Raw genomic sequence first — 19,127 nt, forward strand, 5'->3', positions numbered from 1 at the left:
ATGAAGCAAGAGATTCATTTTGTGACTGGAAAAGGTGGAGTTGGTAAGTCAGTAGTGGCTGCCGCACTCGCATTGAAACTAAGCCGACAGGGGAAAAAGGTCCTTTTGGTGGAGCTGGGTGATCAAAGCTTCTTTAAGGATTTCTTTGAATTACCCGAGGTCGGGTTTAAACCTCAGGAAATCAAATCGAACCTTTCGCTCGCATTATGGACGGGGGAGAGTGCCCTTCGTGAATACGCGCAGTACCTGATCAAGGTGGAAAGCCTCGCAAAATTATTCTTTGATAACGCTGTGATGAAGGCCTTCATCAACATAGCTCCGGGATTGCCAGAGCTTGCGATGCTAGGAAAAATTACTTCTGGCCCGCGTAAGTATGGTCCGCCCGTCAACTTTGATTGCTTAGTGATCGACGCCTTTGCAACGGGGCATTTTAAAGCATTGATCGAAGCCCCGCGAGGAATGGCCCAAGCAGTTCAAATCGGGCCGATGGGCGAACAAAGTCGCTCGATCGTTCGCGTGCTTAAAGATTCTGAGATTTCAAGATATCACATCGTCTCGTTGCCCGAGGAACTTCCACTGAAAGAGTCCATGGAGTTAGCCGACATTCTGAATAAGGAACTCGAGGTCGAACCCCAACTGGTGATGAACAAAGTTTTGGAAGTAAATGTTCCGCGCGAATCTTTGCAAAAAGCCGAATCAGCAACGACTTCAGATTTGGGATTATTTGCTCAATATCTCGAGCAACAACTGGATCGTCAGGCTCAGATGATGGATCAAGCAAAAACAAGATTTAAAAATGTCGCTAAGATTCCCTTATTTTTTGAAACGGAACCTTGGAAGCTTGTTGAAAAAGCTGTGGAGAAACTTCCATGAGCCGCGATCTTTTGAAAGACACTAAAGTTTTAGTTTGCGTGGGCAGCGGTGGCGTGGGGAAAACCACAGTGGCAGCCTCTGTTGGAGTTCTTGCCGCTAAAGAGGGACGGAAAGTCTTAGTTTTAACCATCGATCCCGCTAAGCGTTTAGCGCAGACCCTAGGGATTGAAGGCACAAACGACATCACGAAAGTTCCCGGCCAGAATTTCAAAGGCGAATTATGGGCGTCAGTCATCGATCACAAAAGAACTTTTGATGATTTTGTCGAAAGAGCAGCGCAAAAATCTGAAGCTGTTCGTAAGATTTTTGATAACAGCCTTTACAAGCAGCTTTCGACCAATTTAAGTGGCTCTCAGGAATTTACATCCCTTGAAAAGCTGTATTCTGTGTACGAATCGGGTAAATTTGATCTGATTATTTTAGATACTCCCCCGACGAAGCACGCTTTGGATTTTCTGAAAGCCCCGCAAAAACTTTCTGCACTTTTTAGTGAAGGCGTAGCGAAGTGGTTCCGCGATCCCGAAGGGAAAAAAACAGGTTTCTTTGGGCATTTGATTCAAGCGGGTACTCGTCAAGTTTTGAAAGTTTTAGAAACGCTGACGGGATCTCAGTTCATTCGTGAGCTAGGCGACTTCTTTATGAATATCGAACAGTGGCAGGGGAAACTTTTGCAGCGAACAACTGAAGTTCAGCGTATGATGGTAGCACCCACCACTAAGTTCTTTTTAGTAACTAGCTTTGATCAGGCTAAACTCAAAGAAGCCGAGTATTTTTCCCGTGAAATTCGTAAAGGTGGGTACAACCTTGACACTGTTATTTTGAATCGAGTTTTCCCGCACTGGCTAGACCTCCGTGTAGGTTATGAAGGTGGGACCGCAGAGCAGGGCTTAGCGGACTTGTACATGCAAATGAAGACCTATTACAATCACAGGGATGCGATCTATCGTCTTTTCGAAAAGAAGATGTCGCGCGAAGCTCGAGTTCTGCGCATCCCTGATTTGGTCAAAGATGTTTCAGATCTCTCCGGGCTTGAAGAAATTAGCGCCCTCATTACTGAGGAGGAGAAATCCACATGAAAAGAGTGATCAGCCTGTTTGTCTTTTTGTCTCTGGCGGGTTGTAGTTCTTTTCAAATGGGTCGCAGCGAAGAAGCTAACTTGCAGGATCAACGTCTGCTAGAAGAGCGTGATCTGCACGCAGCCCAGGATACATTAGCTTCAGGAAACTTTACCCAGGCACAAAAACAATATAAGGCCTTTCAAGATACTTACCCACGCTCCACCTTCCTTCAGGCTTCCCGCATCGGCGAAGCTCAGACTTTGGAGGGGCAAGGAAAGTGGGTTGAGGCCGCGGCTATATACCGTGACATCATTCTAAAAACTAGAAATCTACAGCCGGACATTGCGGCTATGGCCTTATATCGCATGTCGTTTTGTGATGAAGCTTTAGGCGACGACCAAAAAACTGTAGCAGATCTTTTAGAAGCTCATAGCTTGCGCAGTGCTTTGCCACTGACGACTGCATATGCAGAGATTCCCGCGCGACTTGCTTCGGCCTATAGCCGGATAGGCCGCGAGAAGGAAGCCGTTCAGTATTTGAATGATGCTGAAAAAGGTATTGCTAAAATCCGTGCGGAATCCGATCCAGCTAAACTTGATAAAGACTGGTTAGCCAAAACTTATTATCAAATGGGCAGTGTGACGACGAATCAGCTGTCCCCTGAAAGTTTTGACGCGTTTGTAGCGTCGCAAAAGTATGTTCAAATCTACCTGATTAAAACGATGGAGCTCAATGATCCCCGCTGGTCTTCTAAGGCCCTCAAACAACTTCAAGGCACTTACAATGAACTTTACCTGCAGGTTGAAGCAGTTAAGCAAAATCGCAGTCAACAAGCCCACTTAGGTGGTTCGTTGGTTGATTTAATTGATAGAGCTGAATTATATAAGCCTGTATCTGGACAAACTCCCAACAGTTACCAGATTGAATTTTTCACTTTAACGAACGATGTGCGTTTAAAAACAGAGAGACTTCTGTATCAGGGCCATGAGTCCATGGGTCTGACGGAGGAGTCTAAGAAACTTAACAGCATTAAAAGATCAGGCCGCACTAAAGCGGATGCGTTCTTGCCGGAAGAGCAAAAGTCTTCTATAAAAACGCTCCCTCAAAAAGTGAATCCTGGTGTTGATCCGAATTTGTAGTTGAGATTTTAAGGAGAATTAATGGCGAAGCTCACCCTTCACAAACAAACACTCGCCAACATGACCGAGATTTGTGCTTGGTTCACTGCCAAGGCGAATGAATTTCAACATCCAATCTATTCCAGTTACGACATCCGTGACTCTGGTTATAAGATTTCAAACGTTGATGCAAATATCTTTCCCGCAGGTTTTAACAACATCTGTCCGACAGACAAAGAAACGTCTGTTGGTTTAATGAATAAATACATCGTAAATCATTACGGGGAGAAGATTAAAAAGATTCTTCTGGTGACAGAAGAGCATACGAATAACGCTTTCTATTGGGAGAACGTATACACGATCAAATCTTTGATCGAAGCATCCAGCATCGAGGTGCGTGTTGCAATTCCGCGTGAACTTGAACAGCCTTTGCAAATAACGAGTTCTGCAGGTAACGAAATCACTCTTCACTCAGCACTTATGAATAGTGAATTGATGAAGGAATACAAACCAGATCTTATCATCAGCAACAATGACTTTTCTGAAGCTTACGAAGAGTGGGCAAAAACAGTGACAGAGTTTCCAATGAACCCGCCCCGCGAATTGGGCTGGTATCAACGCAAGAAAAGCACTTACTTTAAATACTATAACAAGCTTGTCGAAGAATTCAGCGCAATTGCTAAGATCGATCCCTTCTTGATGACTGTTGAAACAGAACTTTTTGAACATTTTGATATCGGGGATGAAAATAGTCGTGCGGCCCTGGCTGAAAAAGTTGATGGGATGCTGGCGCGTTTAAAAACCGAATATCAAAAGCGAGGCATTAATCAAGAGCCCTTCGTATTCGTAAAAAACAATGCGGGTACTTACGGTCTAGCGGTTATTCGTGTTGGCTCGGGTGCTGAAGTTAAAGAGTGGTCGTATAAATCACGTAAAAAAATGAAAGCTGCCAAAGGTGGCCGTGACGTTGAGGAAGTGATTATTCAAGAGGGTATTCCGTCTGTTGTGGAAGCCGATGGTGCAAGTGCTGAGCCTGTTATTTACATGATTGGCTCTGACTTAGCAGGTGGATTCCTACGTACTCACGCTGAAAAAAGCTCGACGGAAAGTCTGAACAGTCCCGGTGCTGTTTACAAGCGTCTTTGTGTTTCGGATTTAGCGATCAATACGCCAGGATGTCCGCAGGAAAATGTGTATGGTTGGACTGCTAAACTGGGTCTTTTGGCTATCGCTCATGAAGCCCGCGAACTGGGTGCAAAATTCAAAGGCTACACTTAAATAAACATCAGTTTTCGTCCCCTGTTAGCTTTTTAGACAGGGGAGGTTCCACCAACTCCAAATAGTTTCACCTGAGTCGGGAACAGGGTTTGCTTTGAAGGGACTTCGATCATTTAACGATAGGAGCCTTCGTGAAAATCTCCACTCAAATTTGCATGTCCCTTGTGGGTTTATTGATTTCGTCAGTTGCGTCTGCGGGAACTACTTCAGGCTCCATCGGCGTAACATTGACTATTATTGATGTAGCTCAATCGACTGCAGAAGGTTTCTCTGCCAATGCCGCTGATTATACGGGTGGGCGCTATGTGACGGCATTAACGACAGCAAGTGATGGCGAAACTGTAGGTATTTATTTGAACGGCCAACAAGTCGCTTCTGCAGTTTCAAACAAGGGTGTTATCAATTTTGCCTTGAACGTGAAAGATGCAAGCCAAGTTGATGTTAAGCTAAAATCAAAAGGTCGCGAAGTCGATGTGATTCAAGCTGCTTACCGTGCTCGTCCAAATGCACCTGCTCCACAAATGAGTCTAGACCCACAGCTTCGCCACATGCAGGTCCCAGTTAAGAATTCAGACGGCTCTACGTCATATAAAACAGTTCCCGTCCAAAGCGTTATCATTTCTTACTAGACGATAGACCGGACTGCTCACAGAATTTGCAAAGCCCCGAGCACCCCGTGCTATTCTGCATATAAGAGGAATTATTATATGCAAAAATTTGTGGGAGTCTTTGGGCTTTTATTCGTCTGCTTTGGTGCGGGCTATTCAATCGTTCACTATAACACAAGCGTGACTTCTATAGATCGTGATCCTGCCGCAGTAAGATCAAACTTTGATTTCTCTAATTTGTCTGGTGAAAGACTGCAAGAAGCTGTGAAGCAACGCTTAGTCACTGGTTTTGAAGTTAAGAAAACTCCTGATGCGTCTGGATTTACCCTAGGTCACTTTGTTTTTGTGGATCAGTACGGTCAAAAAAAATTAGCCTGCCAAGAATTTTCTAAAATCAGCTTGGTGTTCGAGGCCGAAGGTGTTTCTGTCTCAGGCGAAAAGCCGTCGATGGAGCTTGAAGGAACGTGTGAGTATTCCAAAGACATGGCGAAGATCAACCCGTTATGGTTACCAGTGGCTAAAATCTTGGGTGAAAAACCGGCTGACGGTGAATTTCAATTCAACGAGGGCTCCGGTGTCGTAGTTCGCTTTGCAAATTTACCCGACCACTGGCCTACAACTTGGTTGCTGAAAACTGTTAAAATGAAAACATTGAACAATCCTGATTTAGTTATTCAAAGTAATGAAGTTGCTAAATACTTGGGTCATCCCGTTGTTCTGACTTTCTAAAGTTCTTTCTCCGGTATAAATACCGACATGACAGATGCCTTCGCTCTTTGCCACCAGCTTGTGTCTGGATCAATAGCGAAGGTATTTTTTTTGCCATCGTCATAAGTGGTCCAGACCAGATCTCCTTGTTCATTTAGGCTCAGTTGAAACGCAACTTCGGGCAGATTTTTTGCAAATCCGTTCCAAAAATTTTCGGCAAGCTCTGGGCAGTCAACGATCACTCCCATTTCAGAGTTTAAATAAGCTGATCGGGGATCTAAGTTCATGGAGCCGACATACATAAAGCGTTTATCGAACACCAATGTTTTGCCATGAAGACCCGCATGGGATCCGCTGGAGCCGAGGTTTCTTTTAGGTTTAAAAAAGCCTTTGTGTGATTTCGGCCTTAGCTCATACAGCGCAACTCCAATTTCTAAAAGGTCTTTGCGATAACCTTTGTAACCAGCAAACACACTACTGACATCACTTGAAGCAAGAGAGTTAGTAAGAACCGTGACCTTAATGCCTTTGTCGATTTTGTCTTTTAGAAAGCTCACACCCCGGTCGCCAGGAACAAAGTAAGGGGAAATCATCATGATATCTTCCCTGGCATTATTCATGTATGGGCGAATTTGCGAGTGCAGATTGTCGACTTGCTCTTTTTCTTGCTCTTTAAATTTTGCAGGGGGATCATAAACGACATGACCGACTCCCCAATATAATTTCACATTGCCATGGGAAAAATCCTTGATCAGTTGATCGTTTTTCAATCCCTTAGCGTAAGAAGTCTCCGTAGCTTTTTGATTTCCAATTTTTAAGAGGCTCCGAAAGTTCTGATAATCCTGTTCCGTTGGTTTAAGTTGAGCAGTCAGTGTTTCGATCGGATAGGAAATGTCACTGTTCCAATAGGTATCAAATTCTTGGGACAGCCCAGACAGCACAGGGCCGATAGTCCATAAATCCATGTCACCGAAATTGATGTCGTTACTGGCCCAAAAGTATTCGTCTCCAATGTTGCGGCCCCCGATAATTGCGACTTCACTGTCTGCGATTAGGACTTTGTTGTGCATGCGTCGGTCGACCTCGCTTAAGCGAGTGATTTCAAAAATACGGAAGCTTCTGTTAGCAAAAGGGTTCACCATTCTGATTTGCACGTTTGGATGCATCGCCATGGTACGCAGTCCTTTTTCGTATTGGCCCAGATTTAAATCATCCAACAGAATGCGCACGCGAACTCCGCGGTCCGCCGCTTTTAAAACCTCTTCAGTTAAAATGCTTCCGGTCAGATCGTTGTTCCAGATGTAGTACTGCATATCGATAGATCGGGCAGCCGCTCGAACAGAGGCAATGCGCGCGATGAATGCATCTTCTCCCGATATCAAAGGATGAAAAGCGGATTTTTCGGCATGTCCTTTAAGTTTTTCACGCACGACTTGGGATAACTTCGTGGAAGGATCAGGAGCTAAAGTTGAACTCGGAGTTCGATGTACATTCTTGGGAAGTGTCGCACACGAATTCAGCGTGGAAACTGCGAAAAAAATGATGAACAACCGACAAACCATTCCCATCCTTCAATTATCGTTTTGAACAGAGCAGGGTAGATAGGCCTGTTGGCAAAAAACAAAAGGCCCTGGATTGCTCCAAGGCCTTTAAAATTATAACTGAGTTTAAAAAACTAAACGTATTGTTTTGCAACTTCAACGAATGTACGGATCATCGCGCCTGAAGCACCTTTTTTGGGAGCGTACGGCAAACGATTTCCTACTGCCCAACCAGTACCCGCGATATCGAAGTGAGCCCAAGGGATGTCTTCGCCAACGAACTGCTCAAGGAATGCCGCTGCAGTTGCAGAACCAGCACCTTTACCAGAAGAGATGTTAGAAAGATCGGCGTAAACGCCTTTCATGTCTTTCACGTGGAAGTCAGTCAAAGGCATGTTCCAAACCCATTCACCTGATTGAACTGCTGCTTTTTCGATTTTAGTTTTCAAAGCAGTATTGCGAGTGAAGTAACCAGTGTGAGTGTTGCCCAAAGCAACAACCATAGCACCCGTTAAAGTCGCGGCGTCACAGATAACTTGAGGTTCAAGTTCAGTTGCATATGACAAAGCATCTGCAAGGATCAAACGACCTTCAGCATCCGTGTTGTTCACTTCGAACGTTTTACCGTTACGAGCTGTGTGAACGTCACCTGGCTTAGTAGCAGAACCGTTGATCAAGTTTTCAGTGGAAGCCACCAAACCAACTGCATTTACTTTCAATTTCAATTGAGCGATTGCAAGCAAAGTACCGATTACGTTTGCACCACCGCACATGTCGTATTTCATTTCTTCCATACCTGCGCCTGGCTTAATAGAGATACCACCGCAGTCGAATGTTAGCCCTTTACCAACGAAGCAAACTGGCTTTTTAGAAGCAGCTGCACCTTTGTATTCCATGATGATGAAACGTGGCTCTTGATCAGAGCCCGCAGCAACACCAAGAAGACCGCCCATTCTTTCCTTTTTGATACGTGCTTTATCCCAAACTGTTACTTTCAAGTTTGCGATACCTTTAGCAGCAGCCACTGCAGAGTCAGCAAGGATTGTCGGAGTCATCAAGTTACCTGGCATGTCACCAAGGCGACGAGAGAAGTTAACGACGTTACCCAATACAGCGCCTTCGTTGAAAGCGGCTTTAACAGCTTTATCAGCTGCCAATTTAGTAACAACGTGAACATTCAACTCTTCTTCAGCTTTTTTAGTTTTAGTCGTAGATTTTAACTCGTCGAATACGTATGAAGTAAGAACCAAACCTTCCGCAACTGCTTTTGCAAAGTCAGCAGCGTCTTTTTTACCAGCAGTTATGCCGTCAAAGTGCAAAGCAGCTTCTTTAACGTTCAAAGATTTGATTGCTTCAAGAGCAGAAGCCACAGACTGACGTACAGATTCATGAGTGATTTCGTTTTCCTTACCTAGACCGACAACGATGAGATGACGGTAGCCGGAGATATTGAATTCACGGAATGTGATCGCTTCTTGATGTTTCCCAGTAATTGTCTTTTCAGAGATAGAATCAACAAGTTGCTTGTTCAGCTCAATATGAGTCACTTTCGCTGGCTTGTCCTTTTGTGAGGACGCCTTCGAAAACACGACCAAAGCCGGGCAACTCAAAGTATCAATATCTTTGTTCAGTAAGTTAAAAGCCATAGTAAACCTCTTAAAATGATTGTGTAATTTGGGCTTGGTTAGATGTAACATAGCACTCCTAGGGGTCAAAGGCTTTTTCATAAAGTCTTGCTGGAGTATTCCGATAGGTAGCACAGCATAAGACTTCAGCTTCTTCGGCACGCCCGAAGGGTACAGACAACTATTAGGAGACACCAGTGGCACTAATTCCTTACGTCATCGAACAGACTTCCAAAGGCGAAAGATCTTACGACATCTATTCCCGCCTGCTTAAAGACCGCATTATTATTCTTGGTTCGCCAGTGACGGATGAAGTAGCTAACGCTCTTATCGCTCAGTTCCTTTTCCTAGAGTCTGATAACCCTGAAAAGGACATCCATTTGTACATCAACTCTCCAGGGGGCAGCGTGTCTGCTGGCTTGGCGATTTACGACATGATGCAGTTCGTGAAGTGCGACGTGGCGACATATTGCATGGGTATGGCAGCTTCCATGGGTTCTTTGCTTTTGACTGCGGGAACTAAAGGCAAACGTTACAGCCTACCAAACACTCGTATCATGATCCATCAACCGCTTCTTTCTGGTGGTGGTTTGTCTGGTCAAGTAACAGACATCGAAATTCATGCTAAAGAGCTTTTGAAAACTAAAGAAAAACTGACTCGTATTTATGAAACTCACACGGGCCGCGAGTACCAATTCTTAAAAGATCAAATGGAAAGGGACAATTTCATGGACCCTTACCAAGCGAAAGAGTTCGGTTTGCTCGATCACGTTGTAGAATCTCGTAAGATGAAAAAAGGGTAACCAGAGATGACGACTAAAGATACAAACGGCACATTAAGATGTAGTTTCTGCGGCAAAGGCCAAAAAGAAGTTAAAAAACTTATTGCTGGTCCTGGCGTTTATATCTGCGATGAATGTATTGACCTATGTAACGACATCATCGACGAGGAAAAAGAGAAAGAGACGGCAGTTAAGGGTACGTTCAAAGTCCCTAAACCAGCTGATATCAAAACTTACCTTGATGATTACGTGATCGGCCAAACTCAAGCTAAGAAAACTTTGGCTGTTGCGGTTCACAATCACTATAAACGTGTGAACGCGATGTCGGGCGGTAAAAAATCTGCTGACGTTGAAATGCAAAAATCCAACATCCTTTTGATCGGTCCAACTGGTTCCGGTAAAACTTTGTTGGCGCAAACAATCGCTAAAATCCTTAACGTTCCATTCGCAATGGCGGATGCAACGACATTGACTGAAGCAGGTTACGTAGGTGAAGACGTTGAAAACGTAGTTCTAAACCTTCTTCAATCTTCAGACTATGACGTAGAAAAAGCTCAAAAAGGCGTTATCTACGTGGACGAGATCGATAAGATTTCTCGTAAGTCTGAAAACCCATCCATCACTCGTGACGTATCGGGTGAGGGTGTGCAACAAGCACTTCTAAAAATCCTAGAAGGTACTGTTGCAAATTTACCTCCGAAAGGTGGTCGTAAACATCCACAACAGGAATTCATCCAAGTGGATACTACGAACATTCTGTTCATCGTGGGTGGTGCATTCGTTGGTTTGGATAAAATCATCGAAAACAGAACAACAAATAAAACTTTGGGTATCGCGGCTGAAATCCGCACTGCTAAAGAGTCAGCTCAAGCTGATCTATTGGCGAAAGTTGAACCAGACGATTTGTCCAAGTTCGGTTTGATCCCAGAGTTTATCGGTCGTTTGCCAGCGATCGCTGTTCTTGGTCAATTGGACGAAGAAGCATTGATGGATATCTTGGTTCGCCCTAAAAACGCGATTACTAAGCAATACCAAAAATTGTTCTCGTTCGAGGGTGTTGAGTTGAAGTTCACTGATAAAGCTTTGCGTGCGGTTGCACAAATGGCTTTGAAACGTAAAACAGGTGCCCGCGGTCTGCGTGGTGTGCTTGAGACGGCGATGCTCGACATTATGTACGACATCCCATCTAAAAATAACGTGAAAGAAGTGATCATCGATGAAAACGTGATCAACGATGGCGGCCAGCCAATGTTGGTTTACAAAACTGAAGAGGAAATGAAAGCTGAAGCTGAGGCAGAAGCTAAGAAAAGTTCCGCTTAGCACTCTCTCCGATTCGTCGGAGTAGAATCTGAAAGCAAATAAAAACTAAAAACCCAGAGATCACTCTCTGGGTTTTTTCTTTTTTACGAATTATGGAAGTTTGATGACGTAGGCTTTTAATTTCGCCCCGCCTGGCACCATCGAGGACGTAGCCGTTACGTTGACACCCTTTGGAAGATCTTCGACCTGAGTGTTCTTATAATCGATATTAAAGTCGATTTTTTTGGAACGATCGTTAGGGCAAGTGAAGACACCTTTAAAATAACGTCCACCGGTCATAAGTTTGCCAGCTTCGTTGTAGTACAGGCTGTTAGTCACTACGAAGGAACCTTGGCAAGTGGGATCCACGTCGCCGTTTTTATAGTAACGAGTGATTTCGAATTCGCGATTATTGATAACGTTGAATTTCATGTAGGCCTTTTGGAACATGTAGGAAGCCTCAACGTTATAGCGACCAATAATGTTGTCTGACGTGATTGGCGTTGCGAAAGCTGGAACGCTTCCGGCTAAAAGCAATAGCACTGACAATACGATTTTTTTCATTTGGATCCCCTCCGTGAAATATTAAGTCTCGTAATTTCCTTTTACGAAACTTGTTCCCCCAGGATCAAAGTTAAAAGCATTTTACGTAGGATTACAAAGAAAGATTGAGATCTGTCTTAAGAGCTTCGCCAAGTGTGTGAAAATCAACAGGTTTACTTAGGAAGCGTTGCGCCCCAAGTTGTTCAGCACGACTGCGAAATTCAGACGATTCATAGGCGCTAACGACATAGAAAAGCAGTTCGGGATGCATTTTGCGGACTTCTTGCAAAAGCTCAAAGCCATCCATTTCCGGCATATTGATATCAGACATGATTAAATCAACTTTTGGAGCATCGGCAATGCGAAGATAGTTTAGGCAGTCGATTGCATTCAGAAATGAAACAAGCTTCACGCCACCAAGTGCCGCAAAAAACTTTTTAAATTTCAATTTATAAAGCAGATGCGTATCTGCCTCATCATCAACAACCACTATATGAATCATGGATGAAGTCTTTCGTGCACCATCGGTAAAGCCATTACGAATTCAGTCCACTGACCAAACTCACTTGTGTACTTTAATGTGCCACCGTGCTTTTGCGCAATGTTAAATGCGACAGTCAGCCCAAGACCAGCCCCTTCTCCAGGTGCCTTCGTTGTCAAGAAAGGATCAAATACTTTTTCGCCTAAGATTGAAGGTATTCCGATTCCATTATCACGGATGGAAATTTCCACGTTGTCGCCACGAACAGCAGTGGAAATTGTTAATTCAGGGTCAAAATTTTTCTCTGTTAAAACTTTTTTCTCAAGAGCGTGGATCGAGTTGTCAATGATGTTTGACAGGGCTCTCATCAGAGATGCTGAGTAAGTTTGCGCTTGAACAGAGTCTGCCAAGCGATAATTCACTTTAGGCGGAATATACGCAGAACCTAGCGCGCGATTTGCGATAGTTTGTTGGTAAGCTTTCTTAACAACTTCGTTCACGTCCGTAGGCTCAAGAATATCACTGTCATAACCAGACAAGATTTGCATGGAGCGTACGATCTGATCGATACGTTGAGAGTGTTTCAGTATAACGCGACTGATCTCTCGCAGTTCTTCGCCGTCCTCGGACTCGCTTAAAAGTTCAGAAAAGTTTAAGACGAAGTTTAATGGGTTACGAATTTCGTGGGCTACGGAGGCTGTTAAGCTCCCTAGAGATGCCAACTTCTCTTGAGCCACTAATGTTGCTTGCATACGCTTGATCTGCAGCATGGCTTTTTCCAGGCTTTGATTTTTCGTCGTTAGCTCGCGCGTACGATTCATCACCTTGTGTTCTAGGGCCTGATTGAGTTGTTCAAGTTGCTGGTTGGCCTCTAAAAGCTCTTGCTTAAATTTGTTGATGGAATCAACCAGGATATCCAGCTCGTCTTTCACTTCACTGTGTGGACGATCTAATTTCAATTCCCCACGAGTGCGCTCATCCGATGTCAGATGTTCAACAATGCGTTTGATGTGTACGACAACAATGCGGTTAAAGATAAAATACAAACAGAAGACAACAATCATTGTCTTGGCAGCTTGGCGGATGAAAATCCAAATGGCTTCGTGGAAGTATTTTTCGCGCAGATTTCTTACGTCTAACTCGACGTCCAAAGTACCAAGGACTTCGTTGGTATTTTTATGCAAAATCTCGAAGCTCCGGTGAGATTCTTCGGCAGGATCGGTGACGCCGGTTTCATAGATCGTTTTGTTGTCGGCAACAAGTTTTAGATAGCTCACACCCTGCAAGCGACTTAAACCATCAAGCTGGATTTCCAAGAGGCGCGTGTCGTAAGACCACAAATGCTCTGCCATGGAATCTAGATACGAGTTTTTGATGATGGAGAAGTTGTTCTGCAACTTGTCGAAATCTTTTTGATAATCCAAAATAAGCTGACCCGCCGTTAAAACTAACGTCGCAAAGGAACTGACCGCCCAAGTCGCTATAAGCAACTTGAGGCTCAGTGAATTGGTATGAGCCCATTTGGATTGTTCGCGTGTCACACAGCACTTATCGATCAAGTCGACAAAAAAGGGGATTAAAATCTGCTTCGGGGGTATTACAATTCAGAAAGAATCTCAATTTCACGCGGTTTTCAGATAGATTTTCGCATCAAAATTTAGGCCACAAATGCTCAAAAAATAAGCAGGCATATGACATTCAGAAAACTGACAGGGGCCAGACTATTTTTTTAGCTCACATATTTACTTCCCAGCAATCGTTACCATCGTTAAAATAAGTGAAGGATTCGCTAAGGTTTTAACGGATTAATTAACCTGAATGAAGATCCTCTTGTTCTAATAGTGCAAGAAGCTCGTTAACCCAAGGGAGGGAGAGGATATGAGCGAGGGAAAAGTAACACAACTACCGCTTTTGCCCCTAAGAGACTTGATCATATTTCCACATATGATGATGCCTCTGTTTGTAGGTCGCGAAAAGAGCATCAACGCTCTAGAAGAGGCGATGAGCAAACAAACCGACATCGTATTGGCGGCGCAAAAGGACGCTAAAACGAACAATCCCGAACCTAAGGACATCTTTGCGATCGGCACTGTTGGTACGATCATTCAGTTGCTTCGTCTGCCAGACGGAACTGTGAAGGTTTTGGTTGAAGGTAAACGTCGCGTAAAGATTAAGAATTTCGTAAACAACGATAACTTTTTCATGGTGGCTGTTGAGTCTCTAGACGAAGACGGAACGAACGTTGTCGAAGCACAGGCGTTGGTGCGCTCTGTGAAAACAACTTTCGAAACATACGTGAAATTGAACAAACGCATTCCACCTGAAATCTTGATGAGAGTTTCTACTATCGAGAACCCAGGTGAATTGGCTGACATTATCGTTGCTCAATTGAACTTGAAACTTGAAGACAAGCAAGCCGTGCTTGAGATCATCGATGCAAGCAAACGCTTGGAGCATTTGTTGAACTTGATGACGGGCGAGATCGAAATCCTAGAAGTGGAGAAAAAGATCCGCACTCGCGTGAAAAAGCAAATGGAGCGCTCTCAGAAAGAGTACTATTTGAATGAGCAAATGCAGGCCATTCAAAAAGAACTTGGCGAGAAAGACGATTACCAAGCTGAGCTTCAAGATCTAGAGATCAAATGTAAAAACAAAAAAATGTCTCAAGAAGCTAAAGACAAAGTGATGAAAGAGATCAAGAAATTGAAGCTTATGTCACCGATGTCAGCTGAGGCGACTGTGGTTCGTAACTACATCGACTGGATCTTGTCGCTTCCATGGCAAGATTACTCCGAAGAGAAACATGACATCAAAAATGCTCAGCGCATTTTGGATGACGAGCACTTCGGACTTGAGAAGGTTAAAGACCGCATCCTTGAGTATCTAGCAGTTCTTTCAATTTCGAAAGATATGAAAGGCCCTATCTTGTGCCTTGCAGGTCCTCCGGGCGTAGGTAAAACGTCTTTGGCGAAATCAATCGCTGAATCTTTGAATCGTTCTTTCGCACGTATCTCTTTGGGAGGCGTGAGAGACGAAGCTGAGATTCGCGGTCACAGAAAAACTTATGTTGGTGCGATGCCAGGTAAAATCATCCAAGCTTTGCGCAAGGTTGATAAAGGGAATCCACTAGTTCTTCTGGATGAAATCGACAAAATGGCGAATGACTTTAGAGGTGACCCTTCAGCTGCAATGCTTGAGGTTTTGGACCCAGAGCAAAACTCGACGTTCCAAGATCACTATCTTGAAGTTGAATACGATCTTTCAAAAGTAATGTTCATCGCGACGGCGAACAGCCTTCATACAATCCCACGTCCATTGTTGGATCGTATGGAAATCATCCAGCTTGAAGGTTATATCGAGCAGGAGAAATTCCACATCGCGAAAAACTACCTGGTTCCAAAACAATTGGAAAACCATGGTTTGAAAGATCACAAAGTGACGGTTAAAGATGAAGCTATCCGCGACATCATCCGTTTCTATACTCGTGAAGCCGGCGTCCGTAACCTTGAAAGACAAGTAGCGAACGTTTGCCGTAAAGTCGCAAAAGATATCGTGATGAGCGAAACTTTGAGTGATTTTAAATCTGAAGGCACTGCTAAGAAAGCTGCTGGTAAAACAGCTGCTGCTAAAAAAGGTGCTAAAGGGGCTAAGACTTCGACGAAAGCTGAAACTGGTAAAAATGCAGGTTACGTTGTGACTTCGCAAAAACTAGTCGAGTTGTTGGGACCTCATAAATTCAAATTCGGTCAAATCGAGGCTGAAAATGAAATCGGTCTTACAAACGGTATGGCTTGGACAGAAGTGGGCGGTGACTTGTTGGCTGTTGAAGTAAGTGTGGTACCTGGTAAAGGTAAATTCACAGTTACTGGTCAACTTGGAGACGTGATGAAAGAATCTTGTGCGGCAGCGATGAGCTACGTTCGTTCAAGAGGTCCTTTATTCGGTTTGGATAAAGAATACTTTGCGAATATCGACGTACACATCCATTTGCCAGAAGGCGCAGTTCCTAAAGACGGTCCTTCAGCAGGTATCGCATTGACGACTTCAATCGTGTCAGCAATCACGAAAATCCCAGTTAAGCGCACAGTGGCAATGACGGGTGAGGTTTCCCTTCGTGGTCGTGTGATGGCAATCGGTGGTTTGAAAGAGAAAACTCTGGCAGCTCACCGCGGTGGCATCAAGATGATCATCTGTCCTAAAGAGAACGAAAAAGATCTTAAGGACATCCCGAAGGAAGTGATGAAGGACTTGAAAGTCATCCTTGTGGACCATGTGGATCAAGTGTTGATCAACGCTTTGGATATCAAAAATCCAAAAGAGATCTTCAAAATCCAAAAGGAACGCGAGTTTGGTATCAAGGCTCAATACACAGGGCAACAGAACGTCGCACACCACTAGGCTGGACGAACATCGAAAATAAACTTCAAAGGGCTGGTCGCAAGACGAGCCCTTTGTTTTTTTTAGGCCGAACTACCGTATTACTTTGGCGGGAATAATATTTAGTTATTCACACCGGAGTATCTTATGAAAATACTTTTGCCTCTTATGGCGCCGCTTTTGTTCTTCTTTGTGGCATTCGCCGCTCAGAAACCCGAAACCGTTGTTTCTCAAAATCCCCAGGCGCAAGCAGCCTACGAAGAAATCCGTGCGACTTTTGGAACGATTCCAACTTTTATGAAAGAGTTTCCGCAAGAAGGAATTTCGGGTGCTTGGCAAGAATTTCGCGATATTCAATTAAATCCCACGACGGCCTTAACTCCGAAAACAAAAGAACTTATTGGTCTCGCGGTCGCCGCACAAATACCGTGCACTTACTGTGTTTATTTTCATAAAAGAGCCGCAAAATTTAACGGTGCCACCGATCAAGAACTAAATTATGCGCTAGCCATCGCCGCAGATACACGTAAATGGGCGACATTCTGGGAAGGTTCTCCGATTCCATTTCCAAAGTTTAAGATGGACGTGGATAAAATGATTTCAAGTTTTAAAAACAAAAAGCCAGGCGCCGTGACAGAACACCAGTCAGAGCCGCTGATCGGTGATGCAAATGGTGCTTACAAAGATATGCAAAACATGTTGGGAGTAACGCCGGCCTTCGTGAAACCATACGCAGCGAAAGGAATTGCAGGCGCTTGGAATGAGCACAAAATGTTAAGCATGAATCCAAAATCTCCCTTAGCACCTGCAACCATAGACTTAATCAGTTTGGCCGTCTCGGCCCAGACACCATGTCAGTACTGTGTATATATTTATTCGGAATTCGCAAAGCTTCACCAAGCCACCGAAGAGCAGATGCGCGAGACAGTCGCCATGGCGGGTTTGACTCGTCACTGGAGTACATTTCTAAATGGCATGCAGCAACCGCAAAAGGAGTTCGAGCGGGAAGTTGATCAGATTTTTAACCGTATGGAAGAAAAAAAGAATCAAATGAATAAACAAATTTCCTCGAAATAAAAGCAAATCGAGCATTGCCGATTGAAATTTCTGTGGGCTATGATGGGCACCGATGAACTCGAGTGCCCTTTTACTTTTATCATCAGCTTTTCTTCACGCCAGTTGGAACGCGATCGCGAAAACCACCAAGGATAAGGAAGCTTTCCTTTTTGTTGCAATGACGGTCAGCAATTTGATCATTGCGGTTTCGCTTATATTCTTTACTGATCAGTTTGCTGCAGGAACTCCGCTTAAGTGGGCGATTCTCTCAGGAATTTCCGAGGGGGCTTATTTTGTGACACTGGCATGGTCATTAAAGCAAAGTCAGTTGGGTAAGGCTTACTCGATCATGCGTGGTGGGGCGATGATCTTTGTGTGGATCATCTCTACTACATTTATGGGTGAAACAGCTTCTCCTTTGCAGACCTTAGGAGCTGTTTTGGTTTTAGGAGGAATCGTCGTCCTCAGTTTTCCAAGCCTTGGCGAAAAGAAAAGTGAAAAGACGGGATGGTTCACCAAAGTACCATGGGCATGGGTTTGCGCATTCTTCATTGGCGGATACCATTTAAGTTATCATCAAGCACTTCATCATGGAGCTGAGCCGAAAAGCTTATTCGCTGTGGCCATGGTCATATCTTGGCCGTTTCTGTGGTTTGCAATCACCGGAGAAAGAGTGAATCGAGTGAAACAGGTCGTGCGTCGTGAAAGCATTAAGGCCATCGCAGCTGGAACCGCCGCCAATATGTCCTTTGTGATATTCTTATATGGATTGAAAGTATCAGTCCCGGGATTTGCGATTTCGTTAAGAAACGCTTCGATCTTTTTTGCCGTGCTATTTTCGTTTTTATTGAAGGAATCTCTGACAAGAGTTCAGATAGCTGGTGCTCTGGTCGTGGGAGCAGGGGCTGTGCTTCTAAGTCTTTAGATGCACACCCCATGGTCGCCTCAAGTCAAAAACTTAGAGTGATGCTGAATATGGTTTTCGATGAATGTCGCAATAAAGTAATAGCTGTGATCATAATCGCCTCTGTATTTTACTTCGACTTTTTGCCCCACTTCTAAACAAGCTTTCTCAAAATGCGGTGTTAGTAGCTGTCCTTTTTCATAAAATTCATCTGCTAATCCTTGGTCAATCAAAATGCTGTTGCCGTGGGCTCCGCTGCGAACGATTTCGGTCGCGTCGTATTGATTCCACAATGATTTGTCTTCACCTAAATAACCTGTAAAAGCTTTTTGCCCCCACGCACAGTTCATGGGATTTACAATGGGTGCAAAGGCAGAAATCGACTGAAACTTCTGACTTTCACGCAGACCAATGATTAAAGCCCCGTGACCACCCATGGAGTGTCCCATGATAGAGATTTTGTTTTTCGGAACTTGGAACTGAGTCTGAATCAATAGGTGTAATTCTTCGCTGATGTAAGTGAACATGCGATAGTGATCGCGATAGCCTTCAGTCAAAGCATCTAAATAAAAACTCGCACCAGATCCAAAATCGTAGGAGTCGTGCTCGCCCGGCAGTTGCAAACCACGTGGCGACGTATCAGGACAGATCACCATCAACTGGTGTTCTGCCAGATATTTTTGCGCCCCTGCCTTTGTAATAAAGTTTTCGTCTGTACAAGTCAGTCCCGACAACCAAATCACACAACCCTTGACCAAGCCTTGCGGGATAAAAGTGGAAAACTTCATTTTGGTTTTCGTCGAGCTTGAATCGTGCTCCCAAAATTGAGTTTTACCTTCGAATGTCTTGTGCGACTTAAGAAGTTTTACTTCCATG

At 44.2% G+C, this 19,127-nt stretch carries 17 protein-coding genes; 11 read left to right on the forward strand and 6 right to left on the reverse strand.

Features of this window, described 5'->3' with window-relative positions:
- The 6 genes from B9G69_RS08930 (at position 1) to B9G69_RS08955 (ending at position 5,664) form a co-directional block, all read left to right on the forward strand.
- Positions 1-873 (forward strand): ArsA family ATPase, encoded by an 873-nt coding sequence (locus B9G69_RS08930; protein ID WP_265438043.1) that lies wholly within the window; start codon positions 1-3, stop codon positions 871-873.
- Positions 870-1,949, forward strand: a complete 1,080-nt coding sequence (locus tag B9G69_RS08935; RefSeq protein ID WP_088615881.1) for an ArsA family ATPase — start codon at positions 870-872, stop codon at positions 1,947-1,949. Before B9G69_RS08930 ends, B9G69_RS08935 begins: the two co-directional genes overlap by 4 nt.
- Entirely contained in the window at positions 1,946-3,070 is a 1,125-nt protein-coding gene (locus B9G69_RS08940; RefSeq protein ID WP_088615880.1) for a tetratricopeptide repeat protein, read from the forward strand. The genes B9G69_RS08935 and B9G69_RS08940 overlap by 4 nt, the downstream gene beginning before the upstream one ends.
- 21 nt (positions 3,071-3,091) lie before the next feature.
- Positions 3,092-4,327, forward strand: coding sequence for a glutamate--cysteine ligase (gene gshA / locus B9G69_RS08945; protein ID WP_088615879.1), 1,236 nt, complete (start codon positions 3,092-3,094; stop codon positions 4,325-4,327).
- Positions 4,328-4,458: 131 nt separating this feature from the next.
- Positions 4,459-4,956, forward strand: coding sequence for a hypothetical protein (locus B9G69_RS08950; RefSeq protein WP_088615878.1), 498 nt, complete (start codon positions 4,459-4,461; stop codon positions 4,954-4,956).
- Between the two features lie 78 nt (positions 4,957-5,034).
- A complete protein-coding gene (locus B9G69_RS08955; RefSeq protein ID WP_088615877.1) occupies positions 5,035-5,664 on the forward strand; it encodes a hypothetical protein in 630 nt (209 codons plus the stop codon).
- Here B9G69_RS08955 and B9G69_RS08960 read toward each other — a convergent pair.
- On the reverse strand, positions 5,661-7,211 hold the full coding sequence (locus B9G69_RS08960) for a phospholipase D family protein (RefSeq protein ID WP_254916914.1): 1,551 nt from the start codon (positions 7,209-7,211) through the stop codon (positions 5,661-5,663). The genes B9G69_RS08955 and B9G69_RS08960 overlap by 4 nt on opposite strands.
- A gap of 107 nt (positions 7,212-7,318) precedes the next feature.
- Positions 7,319-8,830, reverse strand: coding sequence for a leucyl aminopeptidase (locus tag B9G69_RS08965; RefSeq protein ID WP_265438044.1), 1,512 nt, complete (start codon positions 8,828-8,830; stop codon positions 7,319-7,321).
- 176 nt (positions 8,831-9,006) lie between these two features.
- Here B9G69_RS08965 and B9G69_RS08970 point away from each other — a divergent pair, with 176 nt between their 5' ends.
- Positions 9,007-9,612: an ATP-dependent Clp protease proteolytic subunit gene (locus B9G69_RS08970; protein ID WP_088615874.1), complete on the forward strand. Its 606-nt coding sequence runs from the start codon at positions 9,007-9,009 to the stop codon at positions 9,610-9,612.
- 6 nt (positions 9,613-9,618) lie between these two features.
- The gene (clpX, locus tag B9G69_RS08975) at positions 9,619-10,911 is read left to right on the forward strand and encodes an ATP-dependent Clp protease ATP-binding subunit ClpX (RefSeq protein ID WP_088615873.1); all 1,293 of its coding nucleotides are present in this window, start codon (positions 9,619-9,621) and stop codon (positions 10,909-10,911) included.
- Between the two features lie 90 nt (positions 10,912-11,001).
- On the opposite strand, the gene B9G69_RS08980 is transcribed toward clpX, so the two are convergent.
- The 3 genes from B9G69_RS08980 to B9G69_RS08990 form a co-directional block, all read right to left on the reverse strand.
- Positions 11,002-11,454, reverse strand: a complete 453-nt coding sequence (locus B9G69_RS08980; RefSeq protein ID WP_088615872.1) for a hypothetical protein — start codon at positions 11,452-11,454, stop codon at positions 11,002-11,004.
- 91 nt (positions 11,455-11,545) lie between these two features.
- Entirely contained in the window at positions 11,546-11,935 is a 390-nt protein-coding gene (locus B9G69_RS08985; RefSeq protein WP_088615871.1) for a response regulator, read from the reverse strand.
- On the reverse strand, positions 11,932-13,455 hold the full coding sequence (locus B9G69_RS08990; protein ID WP_254916913.1) for an ATP-binding protein: 1,524 nt from the start codon (positions 13,453-13,455) through the stop codon (positions 11,932-11,934). The genes B9G69_RS08985 and B9G69_RS08990 overlap by 4 nt, the downstream gene beginning before the upstream one ends.
- A 337-nt stretch (positions 13,456-13,792) precedes the next feature.
- Here B9G69_RS08990 and lon point away from each other — a divergent pair, with 337 nt between their 5' ends.
- The 3 genes from lon (at position 13,793) to B9G69_RS09005 (ending at position 18,272) form a co-directional block, all read left to right on the forward strand.
- Positions 13,793-16,312, forward strand: coding sequence for an endopeptidase La (gene lon / locus B9G69_RS08995; RefSeq protein WP_088615870.1), 2,520 nt, complete (start codon positions 13,793-13,795; stop codon positions 16,310-16,312).
- A 126-nt stretch (positions 16,313-16,438) separates the two neighbouring features.
- The gene (locus B9G69_RS09000; protein ID WP_265438047.1) at positions 16,439-17,368 is read left to right on the forward strand and encodes a carboxymuconolactone decarboxylase family protein; all 930 of its coding nucleotides are present in this window, start codon (positions 16,439-16,441) and stop codon (positions 17,366-17,368) included.
- Between the two features lie 52 nt (positions 17,369-17,420).
- Positions 17,421-18,272, forward strand: a complete 852-nt coding sequence (locus B9G69_RS09005; protein ID WP_088615868.1) for a DMT family transporter — start codon at positions 17,421-17,423, stop codon at positions 18,270-18,272.
- Positions 18,273-18,292: 20 nt separating this feature from the next.
- Here B9G69_RS09005 and fghA read toward each other — a convergent pair whose 3' ends face one another.
- On the reverse strand, positions 18,293-19,126 hold the full coding sequence (gene fghA, locus B9G69_RS09010; protein WP_088615867.1) for an S-formylglutathione hydrolase: 834 nt from the start codon (positions 19,124-19,126) through the stop codon (positions 18,293-18,295).
- Position 19,127 lies beyond the last annotated feature (1 nt).

It is taken from the genome of Bdellovibrio sp. SKB1291214, from assembly GCF_002209355.2.
In the GTDB taxonomy this organism is placed as follows: domain Bacteria; phylum Bdellovibrionota; class Bdellovibrionia; order Bdellovibrionales; family Bdellovibrionaceae; genus Bdellovibrio.

What these genes read in the sequence shown, in the direction of transcription:
- B9G69_RS08930 (WP_265438043.1), top strand. Translation starts at nt 1, where the DNA reads ATGAAGCAAGAGATTCATTTTGTGACTGGAAAAGGTGGAGTTGGTAAG.
- B9G69_RS08935 (WP_088615881.1), top strand. Translation starts at nt 870, where the DNA reads ATGAGCCGCGATCTTTTGAAAGACACTAAAGTTTTAGTTTGCGTGGGC.
- B9G69_RS08940 (WP_088615880.1), top strand. Translation starts at nt 1,946, where the DNA reads ATGAAAAGAGTGATCAGCCTGTTTGTCTTTTTGTCTCTGGCGGGTTGT.
- gshA (WP_088615879.1), top strand. Translation starts at nt 3,092, where the DNA reads ATGGCGAAGCTCACCCTTCACAAACAAACACTCGCCAACATGACCGAG.
- B9G69_RS08955 (WP_088615877.1), top strand. Translation starts at nt 5,035, where the DNA reads ATGCAAAAATTTGTGGGAGTCTTTGGGCTTTTATTCGTCTGCTTTGGT.
- B9G69_RS08960 (WP_254916914.1), bottom strand. Translation starts at nt 7,211, where the DNA reads ATGGGAATGGTTTGTCGGTTGTTCATCATTTTTTTCGCAGTTTCCACG.
- B9G69_RS08965 (WP_265438044.1), bottom strand. Translation starts at nt 8,830, where the DNA reads ATGGCTTTTAACTTACTGAACAAAGATATTGATACTTTGAGTTGCCCG.
- clpX (WP_088615873.1), top strand. Translation starts at nt 9,619, where the DNA reads ATGACGACTAAAGATACAAACGGCACATTAAGATGTAGTTTCTGCGGC.
- B9G69_RS08980 (WP_088615872.1), bottom strand. Translation starts at nt 11,454, where the DNA reads ATGAAAAAAATCGTATTGTCAGTGCTATTGCTTTTAGCCGGAAGCGTT.
- B9G69_RS08985 (WP_088615871.1), bottom strand. Translation starts at nt 11,935, where the DNA reads ATGATTCATATAGTGGTTGTTGATGATGAGGCAGATACGCATCTGCTT.
- lon (WP_088615870.1), top strand. Translation starts at nt 13,793, where the DNA reads ATGAGCGAGGGAAAAGTAACACAACTACCGCTTTTGCCCCTAAGAGAC.
- B9G69_RS09000 (WP_265438047.1), top strand. Translation starts at nt 16,439, where the DNA reads ATGAAAATACTTTTGCCTCTTATGGCGCCGCTTTTGTTCTTCTTTGTG.
- B9G69_RS09005 (WP_088615868.1), top strand. Translation starts at nt 17,421, where the DNA reads ATGAACTCGAGTGCCCTTTTACTTTTATCATCAGCTTTTCTTCACGCC.
- fghA (WP_088615867.1), bottom strand. Translation starts at nt 19,126, where the DNA reads ATGGAAGTAAAACTTCTTAAGTCGCACAAGACATTCGAAGGTAAAACT.